The organism is Psychrobacter sp. P11F6 (genome assembly GCF_001435295.1).
In the GTDB taxonomy this organism is placed as follows: Bacteria; Pseudomonadota; Gammaproteobacteria; order Pseudomonadales; family Moraxellaceae; genus Psychrobacter.
In genome coordinates this window covers 2,747,621-2,765,183 of the sequence record NZ_CM003594.1, presented here as the reverse complement: position 1 = coordinate 2,765,183, position 17,563 = coordinate 2,747,621, and the positions used below count along the sequence as shown (strand labels likewise).

General features: G+C 41.3%; 15 protein-coding genes. 10 read left to right on the top strand and 5 right to left on the bottom strand.

Going from position 1 to position 17,563, the window contains the following annotated elements; translation table 11 throughout:
* Positions 1–120: 120 nt before the first annotated feature.
* Both AK822_RS11370 and AK822_RS11365 read right to left on the bottom strand, forming a co-directional pair.
* Positions 121–573 carry a threonine/serine exporter family protein gene (locus AK822_RS11370; protein WP_010201359.1) on the bottom strand — a complete coding sequence of 151 codons (453 nt, stop codon included), beginning with the start codon at positions 571–573 and terminating at the stop codon, positions 121–123.
* 1 nt (position 574) lies between these two features.
* On the bottom strand, positions 575–1,363 hold the full coding sequence (locus tag AK822_RS11365; RefSeq protein ID WP_060491728.1) for a threonine/serine exporter family protein: 789 nt from the start codon (positions 1,361–1,363) through the stop codon (positions 575–577).
* Positions 1,364–1,932: 569 nt separating this feature from the next.
* On the opposite strand from AK822_RS11365, the gene AK822_RS11360 reads away from it, so the two are divergent.
* Positions 1,933–2,787 (top strand): M48 family metallopeptidase, encoded by an 855-nt coding sequence (locus AK822_RS11360; RefSeq protein ID WP_060491727.1) that lies wholly within the window; start codon positions 1,933–1,935, stop codon positions 2,785–2,787.
* 351 nt (positions 2,788–3,138) lie between these two features.
* On the opposite strand, the gene AK822_RS14930 is transcribed toward AK822_RS11360, so the two are convergent.
* From AK822_RS14930 to uvrA, 3 genes are all read right to left on the bottom strand, one after another.
* Positions 3,139–5,016: a P-loop NTPase family protein gene (locus AK822_RS14930; RefSeq protein WP_157292419.1), complete on the bottom strand. Its 1,878-nt coding sequence runs from the start codon at positions 5,014–5,016 to the stop codon at positions 3,139–3,141.
* 130 nt (positions 5,017–5,146) lie between these two features.
* Positions 5,147–5,413, bottom strand: coding sequence for a hypothetical protein (locus AK822_RS11350; RefSeq protein ID WP_060491726.1), 267 nt, complete (start codon positions 5,411–5,413; stop codon positions 5,147–5,149).
* 317 nt (positions 5,414–5,730) lie between these two features.
* Positions 5,731–8,637: an excinuclease ABC subunit UvrA gene (uvrA, locus tag AK822_RS11345; RefSeq protein WP_060491725.1), complete on the bottom strand. Its 2,907-nt coding sequence runs from the start codon at positions 8,635–8,637 to the stop codon at positions 5,731–5,733.
* Positions 8,638–9,315: 678 nt separating this feature from the next.
* Here uvrA and AK822_RS11340 point away from each other — a divergent pair.
* From AK822_RS11340 to AK822_RS11300, 9 genes are all read left to right on the top strand, one after another.
* Positions 9,316–10,680, top strand: a complete 1,365-nt coding sequence (locus AK822_RS11340; protein ID WP_060491724.1) for an MFS transporter — start codon at positions 9,316–9,318, stop codon at positions 10,678–10,680.
* An 84-nt stretch (positions 10,681–10,764) separates the two neighbouring features.
* On the top strand, positions 10,765–11,376 hold the full coding sequence (locus tag AK822_RS11335; protein ID WP_087945642.1) for a DUF3833 domain-containing protein: 612 nt from the start codon (positions 10,765–10,767) through the stop codon (positions 11,374–11,376).
* A gap of 264 nt (positions 11,377–11,640) precedes the next feature.
* Positions 11,641–12,255 (top strand): single-stranded DNA-binding protein, encoded by a 615-nt coding sequence (gene ssb / locus AK822_RS11330; RefSeq protein ID WP_060491723.1) that lies wholly within the window; start codon positions 11,641–11,643, stop codon positions 12,253–12,255.
* Between the two features lie 697 nt (positions 12,256–12,952).
* Positions 12,953–13,564 carry a hypothetical protein gene (locus tag AK822_RS11325; RefSeq protein WP_157292416.1) on the top strand — a complete coding sequence of 204 codons (612 nt, stop codon included), beginning with the start codon at positions 12,953–12,955 and terminating at the stop codon, positions 13,562–13,564.
* 113 nt (positions 13,565–13,677) lie between these two features.
* Entirely contained in the window at positions 13,678–14,196 is a 519-nt protein-coding gene (locus AK822_RS11320; protein ID WP_228139021.1) for a BLUF domain-containing protein, read from the top strand.
* A 62-nt stretch (positions 14,197–14,258) separates the two neighbouring features.
* Positions 14,259–14,696, top strand: a complete 438-nt coding sequence (locus AK822_RS11315; RefSeq protein WP_060491721.1) for a BLUF domain-containing protein — start codon at positions 14,259–14,261, stop codon at positions 14,694–14,696.
* 352 nt (positions 14,697–15,048) lie between these two features.
* Positions 15,049–15,372, top strand: coding sequence for an H-NS histone family protein (locus AK822_RS11310; protein WP_060491720.1), 324 nt, complete (start codon positions 15,049–15,051; stop codon positions 15,370–15,372).
* A gap of 345 nt (positions 15,373–15,717) precedes the next feature.
* Complete coding sequence (gspN, locus tag AK822_RS11305; protein ID WP_060491719.1) at positions 15,718–16,545, top strand: type II secretion system protein N; 828 nt, start codon at positions 15,718–15,720, stop codon at positions 16,543–16,545.
* Positions 16,546–17,442 (top strand): type II secretion system protein N, encoded by an 897-nt coding sequence (locus AK822_RS11300; RefSeq protein WP_060491718.1) that lies wholly within the window; start codon positions 16,546–16,548, stop codon positions 17,440–17,442. It abuts the gene before it with no gap.
* Positions 17,443–17,563 lie beyond the last annotated feature (121 nt).

The following is a 17,563-nucleotide window of genomic DNA, read 5'->3' as shown; positions in this document are numbered from 1 at the left end:
CATTATTAATCTTACAAGGTTTTGCTTATGAGGATGTACCAGCTAGCATCAGAATATAAAAGCATTTAGGCAAAAATAGCCTGACATCTAATAATTCCATTTAGACCCAACTAGACTTACTTAAACAATGGCACGTCGTCTATAAAATAACAGTCCCGGAATGGATAAGCCAAGCACCAATCCTGAGGTGACAAATAATGCTTCAAACAAATACACCATCATTTGGCTAAATAACTCGTCTGAAAAACCAAAATAACCAATCTGCACCATACTGACCATCGCCTTATAAGCGGCGATACCGGGCATCATACAAATGACACTAGGCGAGATAAGTGCTTTGGGTGGTAAGGTATATTTCTTAGAAAAATACACGCCCAAAAAGCTGGCAAGCATCGCCCCGAAAAAGCTGGCAACCACGAGATGCACATGCTGATAAACGAGAGCAGTCTTTAATCCAAAGCCAAAAGCAGTCATCAGCAAACAAGGCAAAATATAGCGTTTGGGTACGCTAAACATCAGCGTCCAACCAAGGGTAATAATACATGACAGCACAACAGTCTCAATGAACCACATCTCAAAACCCCCAATGCTGTATGCGAAGTAAAACCAGTGCCATCACGATACCAACGCACGCGGATAAGGTAAGCATATAAGTAAACACCGCACGCCCAACGCCAATATTGACATAGCCTTTTAAGATATCTGAGAACGAATTAATCAAAGGAAAGCTAGGCACCAGTAGCAAGACGCTAGAGGCAACCGCAATATCGGCATTATTACCAATGTCAAAATAATAGGTCGTCGCTCCAATTAAAGAAGCAATAAAAGCGGTCACAATGACGGTGATAAAAGGATTAAAGTGGTGTTTGGACAGATAAATACGGGTGAACATCGCTACCATACCCGCAATAAATGTCACGGTGGTAATCGACCAACTGCCCCCATTCAAATACGCAAACGCTGCGCAAGACGCACCAACAAATATGCCCACCAGCCACGTTGGGTATACGGTCTTATCTAACTCATCAAAGGCAAGGGTCGTGCGGTCAATCAAATCGGTACTATCGACGGTAGCTTCAGTTTTATTGATAATTTGCTGGATTTGTACCAATAAATTGACATTGATGCTCTGATTGATCGTGTCTCTGGTGGTGGTGATACAGCGCTCGTCACAGATGGTCGTCAGGGTGATGGCGTTAAAATTCAGTGAACATTCGACGCTGTTCATCCCCAAAGCAAGCCCTAAACGTTTAGACAAGTCCACGACTACGGCAGACTCAGCGCCATACTGCATAAGGAGTAAGCCGCAGCGCACGCATAGTCTAGTAATGCGCTGCTGCTTTACGTAGCTGATAGAGGTCATGGGTGAGATACGCAGGTTGGTATTGATACTCTATTATAAAGGGTCTGGGAGCTGCTGCGCAGACATTATCGGACATTATGTTTGATGCTACGATAAATTATAAACTTTTTTGGCAAAGAGAAAATAGAACGTACGGTAGATGCGTGAGTGATCAATGTGATACGAGCGTTTATTTAGTGGAATCTATTGCAGGCTGCTCTCTGAGCAGCGATTTTAATTAAAGGAATAAAGTTGTAGGCGTCAAATGGAGGTTGGCTGGGAATTGTGATATCAAACAAATAATATCAAACAAATAATAGACTATAAAATTAATAGACTATAAAATTAATAGACTATAAAATTAATAGACTTTTGTTTTCTATAATGATAATCTCTTCCTCGATAATTTAGACACATTACTTACATTATAATTACATATTGATTGAATTTTAGTTACGTTCTCAATGACGTATCGCTCTCAATTAATGTGTGGCAAGACATGAATTTCGATCGTGGAATGTTAAGTCTATCAATTCATTGCCTGTAGCTTAGCTATTTAACTCAATTGCATCTCTCAACCAGGACGTCTAATGACCAGTTTTCATAACATAAAAAATGCTCTATTGCTGACTACTATTACTACTTTAGCAGGGTGTACTACGGTCGCCGATATGGCAGGGTACGATACGGCTACATTAAATACTGATGCGGCTAAAAGTTACTCTCAAGTGGTCTCTAAAGCCAGTAGTCAAGGCGCGGTAGATAATACTTCTGCTACCGCTATTCGAGTGAAAAACGTCTTTAATCGTATGAAGCCCTACGCCGTTCGCGCTAATACAACAGGCGTTCCTTTTGATTGGCAGGTCACGGTTATACGTTCACCTGAATTAAACGCTTGGGCAATGCCGGGTGGTAAGATGGCTTTTTATACCGGTATTGTAGAAAAGCTACAGTTAACAGATGCAGAGATCGCGGCAATCATGGGACACGAAATGACCCATGCGTTATCTGAGCACAGTAAAAAGGATGCTGGGCAAAAAATTCTGACCGGCTTAGCGCTGCAGTTAGGTGGTGCCGAACTACAGTCAAGAACAGGGTTAAGTGATGATGCGTTGGGTTTGATTAGTGACTACGGACTTGATAAGCCATTTTCTCGTAGTCAAGAGTCACAAGCCGATGCGGGTGGTCTACGCTTAATGGCGCAGGCAGGCTACAATCCAGAATCTGCCGTTGCAGTATGGCAAAAAATGGAGGCTGCCAATGGTCGTAGCAACGCTCTAGCCACGTTGATGTCTACCCATCCAAACTCTGGGCAGCGTATCGCTAAAATTCAGGCACTCTTACCTGAGGTTACGCCCGTTTATCAAGCGGCGGCTAAAGCACCTGCTAACGCAACTAGTGGGGCAACGACTGGAGTAACGACTAGAACCATTAAACGTAAATAATTCAGTAAATGCTATCAAATGTAAATATTACCCAAAAAGGTAAGTCAAAAGACTTGCCTTTTTTCGCAGTGAAATATCTAAAGGTGGCTGATTTGGACTTTATGTGACGTCTGGATATTGGGTGTCGAGTAGGTTGGCGTTGAGGTACAAGACCTAACAGCTAAATATTGGAGCCAATCCCGCTTTTCGCTCATATCTACTCACTGATACGAGGCGAGGGCTACGGTTTGTTCTGTCTCTTGCTCCGCGTAGCCAATCCAAAACCTAGTCCTCGCAACTCGTTCAATTGAGCAGGATAACCGCTACAATCCGGGCTAAACCGCGTCTCAAGGCGACTATTTAGTATTACTATTACACATTATCTAAGTTATTCGTAAGCTCTAAAAGATGCTCGATAGCTGCTTTGCTGTTAGGCTTTTCTACACTTCTTTCTTGAAGCAATTCTAGAGTCCATCGCTTAACTTCATTTAACTTGCTTTGAATAATAACTGGTTGATGGATAAAAGCAAATGGCTTTTGAGCATTTACCAGCTCTTGATAATGCCAAATCGCTGTATCAATTCTATCTTCGTTGTTAAATTTGGCAATCTCAACTTTAAAAGCAGGGTGTTTTAGCAATTCTCGAATATATCTAATTCTATCTATTCCATCATCAAGCGGTTGCCAAACAACAGAACTGAAATTTTCTTTACTAATCTTTTGTATAGCTTCAAAAAAATCCTCACTATCATTTCCATGTTTGCAAAATCGCATAAAAATTTCGGATAGGGTACTAGCATCAGTATTTAGAGCCAGTCCCTTTTTTTGATCATTAATTGTTTGCAAAAGAAAGTTATAAAAAATATCGGGAGTTACTGGAGTTCTAAGATAATAATCTCCTATAAACCACTCTTCTGGTCCTTTCTTAACTCTCTCTTCTATATATTGTTTCACTAACTCTTCAAATTGGTTGGCTAACTCAGAAGAACCATTTTTTTCGAGTATATTATAATGGAAGCTTAAATTAGGGAATGCTTCTCTGTCTATTCTATCTTTAATATTGTCAAACAGTCTCTGATTGAAGCTTTGATCTGAGTTTAAATTACGATATTCAGCCATCAAATCTTGCTTTTCTCTATCGCTTTCTAATTGAGTTTCTGTGAGTCTATCTGATCGACTTAATTCTTCGATAACATCACTTTCTGCATCTAAGTTGATGAGTAAGTCTGTTATTATTTTATTCCAGCCTGACAGTTCAAAGTAGCTATAAAACTGAGAAATAACATCATCCATTACTTTGAATTTTCTTGCTACTTCAACTTTCTCTTCATCATCTAATCTATTTTCATCTAATTTGAATGCAAGATCAAAGTCATAACCACGAAGCTCATCGACTTTAGGTGAGCTGAATGATTTCACAAAGAAATCGAAATCGATAGTATTGTCAAAAGTAGAAGGCATATCATGAGCCATACGTATAATTAAAAGAGCTTCCAAAATTTGTTGTTTACTAGTGAAAGACAGGTCATCGTCTGAATTATCTAGTATAGCTTTGAAAGTTCTTTCAACTCGCTGGTAAAACCTTATATTTTTGATGTCCATAGTTTGATAAAAATTTTCATATATAGGAAAAAGCTCATTATTTATGATTATCTCTTTGATGATAGATAGTGAGTTATCTAAAGTTAACACTTCATCAAACACTTTTTCCTTATATTCTATAAAATCTTTGTCTGCTTTACCTTCATGTAATATCACTACTACTTTACAGTTTTTTTCTAAGCTTAAATGATTTACTAAACCCATCACATCTTTAATGTCTAGGTTTTTAGATAGCCTTTCAATATCGTCAATGCAAATCAACGTGTCTCCAATAATACTGGTAATGGCACTGCTAATTAAGCCTTTACCGAGAGACAAAGTGACACCTGTACCTTCAATTTTTGGTAAGTCTATAGCATCCAATCCTTTCTTAAATATGCTTTTTAGTCCAGTAGCGTAGTCCTTCTGTTGAGTAGTAGCATGAGTGCTAAGTGCAATCTCGAACTTCAAAGCATCTATTGAATCAACGCCAAATAGCGAAACATAAGAATATTTACTGACTCCTAAATCTTTATGGTTTTTCTTGTAAAACTCTTTCCAAAAATGAGTCTTACCAATTCCCCATTCGCCAGTCAGTGCAATAGCCCAAGGTTTTTTAGTATCGACAAGCTCTAAAAATCGTTTCTCAAGATTTTCTACATTTGCCATTGCTTATTGCCTTACATATGTTCTTAAATTAACGATTATATTAACACCAAAATAAAACTCCTACCCAACAAAAAAGGCCACTCCCTAAAGAGTGGCCTTTCATCAATGATCATCTAACAAATACCAGTTATTAGTGACGACCTTGGCCTGCAGGCTTCTCAAACCCTTTTGCACTCATGCATGAATCTATTTTCTTCATATCGCTTTTACTTGGACGACTCTCTTTATTCATTTTTACGCCAACTCGTTGAGCACAATCATTCATGGCTTGTTTCATGTCTGCTGACATAGCAGGTCTTTGATGGTTGCGATCGTTTGAGCCATTTGATGTACCGTTTGACGCACAGGCACTAATGCCAAGAGTAGATGCTAAGACAATGAACAGTAGTTTTTTCATAAGAAGTCCTTGAGAGTTTTAGGGATAGGATAGGGGTTAGCTGTGTCAATGTGTAAGTGCTATTGCTTGCTACCCAGTTTTTAACCAGATATTTCTATATCGTATGCGTCTACGCATCATATCTAACCCTTTAAATATTAATACAATCAACGTTTAAGTATCTTTAATAAAGATTAAGAAAGGTAACGCAACGCGCTATATATCTTGATATCTTAAGAAAGATATATAGTGTGCAGATTGGACAAAGCCTTATATTAGCCAATAAAAAAGGCCACCCTATCAAGAGTGGCCTTTTATCAATTATTCACTAACTTGTATTAGCTGACTTCTTTCATGCCTTGCTCTAGCATCGGCTTTAAGAATATCCCCGTGTAGGATTCTGTGACTTCAGCTACTTGTTCAGGTGTGCCTTCAGCGATGATCATACCGCCACCTTTACCGCCTTCAGGGCCAAGATCAATCACCCAATCAGCCGTTTTGATGACGTCAAGATTGTGCTCGATGACCACGATGGTATTACCTTTATCGCGTAGGGCATGTAAGATATGCAGCAGCTTATCGATATCATGGAAATGCAAACCAGTGGTCGGCTCATCCAAGATATAGAGCGTCTGTCCCGTATCGCGTTTGGCAAGCTCACGCGCCAGTTTGACACGTTGCGCTTCACCGCCTGATAGCGTTGGCGCAGACTGACCTAAACGAATATAGCTAAGACCAACATCCATCAAAGCTTGCAGACGACGATAAATCGCTGGAATGGCTGAGAAGAATTCAGTGGCATCTTCGACGGTCATATCTAGGACATCGGCAATATTTTTACCTTTATAGTGAATCTCTAAGGTCTCGCGGTTATAGCGCTTACCTTCACAGGTATCACATGGCACATACATATCAGGTAAGAAATGCATCTCAACCTTTATAAGACCATCACCTTGGCACATCTCACAGCGTCCGCCTTTGACGTTGAAACTAAAGCGGCCCGGCTTATAACCACGAGCACGCGCTTCTTGAGTTTGGGCAAACATCTCACGTACCGGCGTAAACACACCGGTATAAGTCGCTGGGTTTGAGCGCGGCGTACGACCAATCGGGCTTTGATCGATATCGACCATTTTATCCAAATGCTCAAGACCACTAATACTCTCATGTTTATCAGCGATAAGCGTTGAGGCATTATTTAACTGGGTTGCTGCTAATGGCATTAAGGTACGGTTGATCAAAGTTGATTTGCCCGAACCTGAGACACCAGTCACACAAGTCATAATACCAATGGGAATGGTCAAATCTACATCATCCAAGTTATTACCTGAGGCACCTTTTAGCTCAATCGTCATCGGAACTTGTTTGGGTTTGGCTTTACCTTTGACTTCCATATCGGTCGTTTTGGCTTTATGACGAATGGCTGGAATCTCGATTCTCTTCTTACCAGACATATATTGTCCAGTTAGCGAATCTTTGTTTGCCATGATGTCATCGACCGTACCTTGAGCGATAATATGACCGCCATGTACACCTGCGCCGATACCGATATCGATGACGTGATCCGCTTGCCGAATCGCATCTTCATCATGCTCAACGACCAGTACAGTATTACCCAAATCACGCAAGCGCGTTAGGGTTTTGAGCAAGCGATCATTATCGCGCTGATGCAGACCGATGGACGGCTCATCAAGTACATACATCACGCCCATCAGACCTGCGCCAATTTGGCTGGCAAGACGGATACGCTGTGCTTCACCGCCTGATAGGGTTTCAGCAGAGCGGGCAAGGGATAGATAATCAAGTCCGACACTAACGAGAAAGTTTAGACGCTCATTAATCTCTTTAAAGATTTTTTCCGCGACTTCGCCTTTATGACCGCTAATTTTAATAGTCTTATAATATTCAGCCGCATCACCGATAGACAACTTCACGATTTGAGCGATGGTTTGGTCATCAACGCGGACATTGCGTGAAATCTCATTGAGGCGTGCACCATCACAGACGTTACAAGTGGTATCCGCTAAATATTTAGCCAGCTCATCACGGACAAGGTTACTTTGAGTTTTGGCATAACGGCGCTCTAAATAAGGCAGCACCCCTTCAAATGATACGGTTTTATTTGTTTTACGACCGCGCTCATCGGTAAAGTTAAAGGTCAGCTTCTCTTTACCAGAGCCTTGCATGATGAGGTCTTGCTGCACTTTGGTCAGATCTTGCCACGGCGCATCCATATCAATTTTGAAGTGATTGCAGACGGTAGAGAGCAAACCAAAGTAGTAGGCATGACGTTTATCCCAACCATTAATCGCCCCTTGATTGAGCGATTTTTCATGATGAGTAATCAGTTTTTCAGCCGCGAAGTATTGACGTTTACCAAGACCGTCACAGCTTGGGCAAGCGCCATATGGGTTGTTAAAACTGAACATACGTGGCTCAAGCTCAGGTACGGCACGATCACACACAGGGCATGAATGCTTGGCTGACATGACTTGATTGTCATCGCCGCCTTCTTTTGGATTGCCATCCATAAAGTGCAGCGTGACCAGACCTTGTCCTAGACGTAGCGCCGTCTCTAGACTTTCAGCGACGCGGTTACCTAAGTCATCACGGACTTTAAAGCGGTCAACCACCACTTCGATGGTATGTTTTTTCTTTTTATCGAGTGTCGGTAGCTCGTCAGTATCGTAGACATCGCCATCGACACGCACACGTACAAATCCTTGACCAATTAATTGCTCAAGTAAAACCGTATGTTCACCTTTACGCTCACGAATCACTGGAGCTAAGATCATGATTTTGGTGTCATCTGGCAACGCCATGACTTGATCGACCATTTCAGTGACCGACTGCGCGACCATTGGCTCGCCATGCTCAGGGCAAAAGGGCGTACCGATACGCGCATAGAGCAGACGCAAATAGTCATAAATCTCGGTAATCGTCCCGACCGTTGAGCGTGGGTTATGGTTGGTCGATTTTTGCTCGATAGCAATCGCAGGGGATAAGCCCTCGATACTATCGACGTCAGGTTTTTCCATTTGCGAGAGGAATTGACGCGCATACGCCGATAGACTCTCGACATAACGACGTTGCCCTTCGGCATAAAGTGTGTCGAATGCCAATGACGATTTACCAGAACCTGATAAACCAGTAATCACCACAAACTTGTCGCGTGGAATGTCTAAATCGATATTTTTTAGATTATGAGTGCGTGCGCCGCGAACCTTAATATACTCGTGTGCCATCGGTGTTAGGTTTCCTATTTGCTAAAAGGGGATTGAAAATATCTCAAATTAAAAGCTAAATACAGATCAATAGAATGGTTGGTTAAAAACGTGAATATTTTGTAAGTTTATAATATGGTTATAAATAATATTTTTATAAAGTGTTCATACGTTGATGAAGTGAGAGCTATAGATGCCTAATTTACTGTTTTAATTTTTATAATTGCTGAGCGGTATACTGCTTGGCGTTCATTTTGCTGTTTTCTCATTCTACAGCCTTTGAGGCAATTGATTTTCGTAGGACTAAGCAAATCTAAATCAAATCAATGTTAAGTAGTAGTCATCTTTTGTCATGGTTTTGACCAAAATGTCATTTTATAGAGGAGTTTGTCATCTAAGCGATCGCTCTAGCTGACGAGCAATAATATTTATGACGCCTTACTTTATTGTCATGGCGACCGCATTATTCAAGGTGTGATTGCGCATCCGATGCAGTTGGTAACAAAATAATCGCGTAATATGAATGGCTTGGGTCGAGAAGGTATAGGAGGCTGCACTCATAAGACAAAAGTCTCGGCACGCAAACGGCGAATGTCTTATACTAGTGGGCTTAATTTGTAGCTAAAGTCTTGATAGCATCACAATAGTACAAGCAGCGCAGTAGTGATAAATCAGCAATGACGAACCAGTGAGGCAAGTATGAATAGCGTAGAAAAACGGGCAATCCTCGGGGTCGGTGGTATATTTGCTTTGCGGATGATTGGTCTGTTTATGATTGTGCCTGTGTTTTCTGTATATGGTGACAATTATGCGCACGCGACGCCGTTTTTGATTGGTTTGGCGGTCGGTATTTATGGACTGGGACAGGCGATATTTCAGATTCCCATGAGTTTGGCTGCGGATAAATTCCCGCGTAAGCCGATTATCTTTTTAGGGCTGATCTTATTTGCCATAGGCGGTATCATTGCGGCAAATGCGACTGATATTTACGAGGTTATCATTGGTCGGGCGCTGGCAGGTAGTGGCGCGGTATCTGCAGTATTGATGGCATTATTGGCTGATGTGACGCGCGAAGAAATGCGTACCAAAGCGATGGCGACGATGGGCTTGACTATCGCGACTTCTATTATGCTTGCTTTTGCCTTTGGTCCGTTATTGGTTGGCTCGCTAGGTATCTCTGGTTTATTTTGGTTGACCTCAGGCTTTGCCGTATTGGCGATGCTGTTATTGTTGTTTGTGCCGACACCGCTACGAGTGCTTAAACACAATTTAGACAATAAATCGATTGGTCAACAATTAGCGACCGTCCTCAAAATCGGCGATTTAAACCGCCTACATATCGGTATTTTTGCTCTGCATCTGACCATGACGGCGATATTTGTGATATTGCCGCATCAGCTTAATGAAGTGATGGGGTTGTCGGTACGTCAGCAAGGCTTGGTTTATTTGCCTTTATTATTTATCGGTTTTGCCGTCGCCATTCCTTTTATTATCATCGCTGAAAAGAAACACAAAATGCGTCAAGTATTCTTAGGCGCGATTGCGCTGATGACGGCTGCTTTAGCGATATTAGCCATTGGTAGTCAGGTTGGTGTTGGTATTATATTAGGTTTGCTTCTGTACTTTATGGGCTTTAACTTGCTTGAGGCAACGATTCCTTCGTGGATATCTAAGCGCGCCCCAGTCGCCAATAAAGCGACAGCGATGGGGCTAAATTCATCTAGCCAGTTCTTTGGGGCGTTTGTCGGTGGAGCAATGGGCGGGTTGTTATTGAATCAACCTAACCTATTGGCGTGGGGAATTTTAGCCGTCATTATGGGCGTGGCACTACTCATTATCATTCCGATTGCTCAGCCACCGTATTTATCAAGTACGACCGTCACTATTCCTAAAAATATCAATATCCAAGACTGGTCACGGCAAATGCTGGCGGTAGATGGCGTGGATGAGCTGGTCGTGATGGCAAAAGAGCAAGTGGCCTATCTCAAGCTAGACAAGACACAATTGACAGATGACTCGCGCATGCAGTTATCGAGTTTGGCGCAAAGTCCGCTAGATATTTAACAAAGGGTATAGACAACGACTAGATAGACAGCCATTATTAATAAGTGAACGCTAAATCTTTATCTCTATTTAAAAGGAATTAATATGAGTAAGTTTACGATGTTGTCTGGTGGTGTTAGGAAAAATGTTGCGCCTCGAGTAATGGCCAAACTGGCAGTAGGTCTTGGTCTATCAGCCACGTTACTACTCTCAGGCTGTGCCACACAAAACATTCAGGCCTATCAGCACAGCACGCCCACGCTCGATATGCATGAGTTCTTCTCAGGTCAAATCGATGGTTGGGGCATGTTTCAAGGTCGCAATGGCGAGGTCAAAAAACGCTTTTACGTCGATATTGATGCCACTCACGAAGGCGATAATGTCATCGTTTTAGATGAAAAATTCTCATGGGCAGATGGGTCAAAATCACAGCGTATCTGGCGACTGACCAAACAAGCTGATGGTAGCTGGAAAGGCACAGCAGGCGATGTCATTGGCGAGGCAACAGGGGAAGTGGTTGGCAATACCTTGCATTGGAATTACTTGTTAGAGCTACCCGTTGAGGATAAAACCTACAAAGTTAATTTTGATGATTGGATGTATCTAGTCGATAAAGACGTCATGCTCAATCGCTCAGTGATGAAAAAATTTGGTGTAGAGCTGGGTAGCGTCACCTTGAGTATGCATCGCAATAACGAGAGCAATGATTCTAAATAAGTTTCTAAAGGACAGAGTGAGTTGATAAGTCAGTAACTGGTAATAGTATTAATTCGCTTAATAAAATGGCAAAATAGCAATATCAGGGTTTTTTAAACCCAAAAATTATAATATATATCTAGACGACATAGATTGTCGTCTTTAATAGATAGCTTGTAGATATTCCAATAAAAATTGATTACAGTAAAATCATTAATGAATGCGCTTAGCTGCACAGTCATTAAAGCGATTCATAAAATTATTCATAAGTAAAAGGACGGTATCATGCGCGGAGTTAATAAAGTTATCATCATCGGTAACCTTGGAGCAGACCCTGAGGCACGTCAATTTAATAACGGCGGTAGTGTGACCAATATCTCGGTTGCAACGTCAGAGCAGTGGACCGACAAGCAAAGTGGCGAAAAAAGAGAAGCGACGGAATGGCATCGTATTTCTCTATTTAATCGTTTGGGTGAAATTGCCGCGCAGTATTTGCGTAAAGGCAGTAAAGTTTATATCGAAGGCAGTTTGCGTACCCGTAAATATCAAGATCCCAATGGTCAAGACCGTTATATTACTGAGATTCGCGCTGAGCAAATGCAAATGCTAGATGGTGCGACTGGTGGTCAAAGTGATAATAGCTTTGGCGGTCAAAATCAGGGTCAAGGTGGTGGCTATGGCAATCAAGGTGGTCAAAGCAATCAAAACAACTTTGGTCAGCAAGCAAACAATCAGCCAGCACAGCAAGGCGGTTATAACCAGTCAGGTGGTCAAAACAGCTTTAACAATCAAGGCGCACCTGCTCAGCAGAATCAGTTTAATCAACCTGCGCAAAAGCCTGCACAGTCAAAGCCAACAGCAATGCCAGACGGTCCTGTCGATGATGATATTCCGTTCTAGGATATACCTTAGAATTATCTGTTAAGAGTAATCTATAGAAGACCCTGCAATTGCAGGGTCTTTTTATGGCTAGTGATAAATGACTTAAAAAAATAAATTTTCTATAGTGCCCATAAAAGTCGGATGAGAGTGAGCACGTTAAGAAAGATAGATTTTATCAATTGCTATATGATCTCGCTAAAAAAGTAAAACGTTTGTTGGTTTTTATAGTTGCGCCCTGATAGTTATTCGAAAAAAAGAAAATTAATTATTGGTTAGTAAACGATTTAGTAAGAAGATAAAGCGGATAAACAGTAGCCTGCCTCATTGAGTTTATCGATTTTTTTATTCTCATTATCTTATCAAATTTTATATTGAAATTTATGAAAACTACCTTTCATATCCTATATAGACCGTCTGTTCTATTGGATTTAATTAATGCTAACGGTTTATTAAATGGGTTGATATAATCCACTCGAATCAATAATTCAAACAATATTAAATGTGGGGCTTTGATTTAAAGTGATTTTTATTAACCAATAAAAAGTCAAAATTTGACTGTTTATTGGCTGAAATAATAAAAATTCATCTGGTCGACTGCTTAGGACAGGGTTGGTTCAATTTGAAAGGTTAAAGCTGTCACGCTTTTATAATCAATTGACTATAAGAGTGCCCACCTTACTGCTAGTGCTGAGTACAAAGAATGAAAGATGGTGATGTGTTTCAAAAAACTGATTTGGGCAGAGAAGAGATTAAATCTCAGAGTCTCGGCATATTGCCGCGTGAAGCGAGAACATTGCTTATTATGATCGATGGCAAACGCACGTATCAAAGCTATCTTGATACGCTTGACCGTAGCAAAATGTTTGCCGATTTTGGCGGTGTTGCACCACTATTTGAGTTGCTGTTAGGGCTTGAGTGCATAGAGATAGTGGGCGCTGATAATGCTGCCTCCCAAACATTCACTGCGCCGCAAGCATCGACGGCTTATCAGTCTCAAGCATCGTCGTCTGAACGAAATATTGAGACAGAGTTTGATCGCACCTTTAATGATAAAGGTCTCAATAAAATGGCAGCATTAGGCAAGAAATCAATCAGTAGTATTTTCAAGGCTAGGTTGTCTGGTGCGAGCTACGAAACGATAAAGTCAGAGTTGGCCAACTATATTGAAAAAAACGCCCCACCAGTAGAAGCTTGGGGTTACTTGTTGAGTTTAGAACAATGCAAGGATAGCTCGCAATTATTGAGCTTGGTCAAAGAAATACAGAGCACCAGTAGCAGTAATTTATCGCGCGGCATGAATGATTTTATCAAAAAAATTCAACGTTAATATATACGCGATTTATTTTATAAAAAATGACTTATACCACAAATACTCGGTTATAAAAGACAGTAGCTGGGTGGTGATAGGTGAAAAATTTAGCAAACTAATTGGAGTGTTTTGTGGAATCAGCTGAGCTTTCAGAATTAAATCGCCTAAAAATGCATCATGGCGAGCATATTATTTTACGTTTAACTTATATTAGCCGTTATAACACCGACAATCCTAAAGGTGAAGTAACGCGCATCCTGACACAAGCTCAGCAAAATAATGAGCGCAATGGTATTACGGGTGCTTTGGTGTTCAATCACAATTATTTTTTGCAAAGTATTGAAGGAGCGAGACCCGTCATCAATGAATTGCTCAGAAAACTGGTTAAAGATGATCGGCATCATGCCTTACAAGTCATCGAATGCCGTGAAGTAGAGCTGCGCCATTGGAGTAAATGGTCAATGAAGTATTTGATTCCGAGCGATGAAAACAAAGGACTTGCGCTCAAATTTTCGACAGGTACTCAGTTTAATCCTTATTTGATGAACACCAATCAAATCATGATGTTGATTGAGACGTTATCAGACCTTCAAGAGCAAGAAGCAGTGAGCGCCGCCAAAAAGAAGAAACCATGGTTTTCTATTGGCTAATTGACTGACGTTTATAAACGCAAAGAACCATCACACCCATGACATTTTACAAGAGATAAGATATGACATCAGCAATGGAAGATGCACACATTTTGATGAGCATGACATACGCTAGCCGTGCCAACCCAGATGTATCGGCCAACGACTTCAACGAAATCTTGCAGCAAGCACAAGTAAATAATGCCGCCAATGGCATCACTGGTATGCTGACGTTTAATAAAGATTATTTTTTGCAAACCATTGAAGGGCCAAGAGCACAGATCAATCGTCTGTTATATAGTTTAATTGCTGATCCGCGTCATCATGACTTACAGGTTATTGAAACACGTGAGTTAAAGCATCGAGCATGGTCTAAATGGTCTATGAATTATGCTTCCCCGACTGAAAAAAATGCGGCGATTTATTTAAAATATTCGACAACGATTGATTTTAATCCCTATTTATTGAGCGCCGAAGCAGCCTATAATTTGATGAATGAGCTTAGCGATCAGCATGATTAATCAATGGCGATTTTAACTAATCGGTAGGTATATATATAAATTGGTCGCTATTTTTAATGAATTTATGTTTACGAATAACTATTAAATAAATAGTGGTTTTTTATTTACCCGATTTTACTATTCACTGACCTTTGTTATAGAAGATATAATAATCTACTGTTGTGATAGCAAGGTTTTTTGTTTATATTATCTACGCCCTTAGGTATTGTGGCTAACAATATTTTATTTGGTTGAAAAAATATCGATTTGTGACATTCATCGTTGTATTTAATGATGAATAGGTCATTCTTAGTCCTTAATAGTGAATAATGTCTATTAAGGTTATATTTTTTATCTTACAGTTGGATTTATTATGAGCAAAAATACCGCCATTGATTTAGAAAACCTGAACGTTGATGAGCTACGTGCCATCACTGAAAATGCTCAGCAGCTTATTGCCAAAAAACAACATCAGCGTTTGTATGACGCTTATATGCAGTTTGAGAAAATTGTAGAAGACAGCAATGCCTCTATCGAAGAAATTCTAAAAGCTGGTGAAACGCTAGAGAAAAAACGCAGCATCAAGTATCGCAATACTGACAACAACGAAGAAACATGGACTGGTCGTGGTCGCAAGCCAACGTGGTTGGTTGAAGCGCTAGCAGCAGGTCGTAGTATCGAAGATTTTGCCATCTAATAGTGTAGTGGCTAACAAGATGATGTCGGTTTAGATTTAGCAAGGTACAATTTTTATTAAAGGCTATTTAAAATAAGCGCTCGTCTAAATAAGAGCTTGTTTAAATAAGTCCTGTTTTGAACAAGCACCATGTTACATCTACTCTGATCATTGGGCTTGTTTCTCATGATTTGTGTGCAATCATAGCGTTTGATCGTGATAGTCCTTTCGTCTTAGAAGCTGATAAAAGCCAGTATCTTTATTGCCATTATTTTGGTAAAAAGATACTGGCTTTTTTTCTGTCATCTGTATGCCATTGTTTGTTATGATAATGACGTTTTTGTCTTATATAAGAGTTATGCAACCGTGCCCCAAGTATCTGCGTCGTCTTATAAGCGCCCTCGTAAGCTGTGGTGGCTGGTTGGGTTTGTATTATTTGCATTATTTGCTGTATTGCAAATGCCAGCGGCGTGGCTGCTTGAAAAGTATGCTCCCGAAGCGCCTTATGTACAGCATGTGTCGGGTAATTTATGGCAAGGCTCCGTTATCTGGCAGATGCCTTTAGCAGCCAAACCGCTCACAGGTACGGCAGAATGGTCGTGGCAGCCAAGGCATTTGTTATTGGGTAAGATAAGTGCAGAGGTCGATATCACTTCAGCACAAACTCGCCTCAATGGACAAGTAAAAATAGGCACCAGCTCATGGCAAGTAGATAATATGAGCGGCAAGGTAGCACCTGAGACGTTGGCAAGTTTGGTTGATTGGCAATTGCCCAATACACCGATTCAGGTCAATAATGTTTCGCTCAGCCGTCAGTCTGGCTCAAGTGCTGCAGCAGAAAATGCTTCAACAAAAAAATCATCTGGTTTTAGTCAAGCGGATGGTCAGTTGACATGGGTCGGCGGTGAGATAGGTTATCCTAGTGGTGGCAAAGTTTTTTATCTGACTATGCCTGCGATGCGTGCTGAGTTAAGTGCCGAGCAAAAAAACAATAAAAACCTGCTCCATATCAATTTATTAAACAATCAAGATAAGCGCTTGGGCGACTTATATATCGATGGCGATAATATGTTGGATGTCAGTTTGACGCAGCGTTTATTAGAAAGTATGCCTGAGTATAAAGGGCAAGCACCCCAAGATACGCCAGTTGTCAGTGTGCGTCAGCCGTTGCTAAATGGGCTGGGGACACGCTAGATGATGAATGTTTCTACAACTTTAAAACCTGTGCTTAACTCCCTTAATCGATTCTCAGGTTGGGTATTATTATTGGCTGTTGCTTGGTTATGTTGGACAGCGGCTCGATTACTATGGTTGTTGCTCGCCGCACCATTGGCACCGATGCTGCCACCAGCGCCTTTGCAAAACACATCGGCATCTGGCAAGGACTATAGTGGATTATTTGCTATTTTTGCAGACCCTGATCCTATTGCAGCAGCAGTGCAGCCACCGCCCAATGTCAATCTAAAAGGGGTTCTGTTAGCAATGCCAGAGAGCATGTCCTCGGCACTATTGGATGTCAATGGTGAAGTGAAAAACTATCGAATCGGTGATGCGCTAAAAGACAGTGGCTTTACCCTTGTCGCTGTCGACTGGAACTCGGTTGTCATCGCTGATGCCAGTGACAAGCAAACCGTCATTAGCATGCCAGCCGCGATGCCATTAGACCAAAGTGACATGATCGCAGGTGCCGTCAGTAATCAGCGCTTGCCAGAGAACAGCATGTTGCCTAATGCCCCTCAGCCTACACAAAATACTGAGGAGGCGTCCGCTGCGACAGGCAGTGACAGTAGCTCGCAATCTGCTATCGATGAAGCGGTCACAGAATTGCAAGAAAACCCCGCCAGTTATTTGAGTAGGATGGGGGTTATGGCAGCAGGGGAAAGCTATCAAGTAACACCTGCAATGCCAGCAAAGCTGCGTAATCGCCTAGGGCTTGAGCCAGGTGATAAAGTGCTAACGGTTAATGGTCAAAGCGTGGGTAGTAATCCTGCCCAAGATGCTAGTGTGCTGCAACAGGTACAGCAATCAGGTGAGGCGCAAATAGAGGTGCAACGCGGCGATCAAGTCATTACCATTCGTCAGCAGTTTTAAGCACAATAAATGGGTGAGAGCTCTTATTTTAAGCAAATAAGTTTTAAGTAAACAAGTATTTAGATAGTGCCACTTAAATAATGCCATTGTGGGCAGAACGTTAAGTGAGCAAAGCAATCAT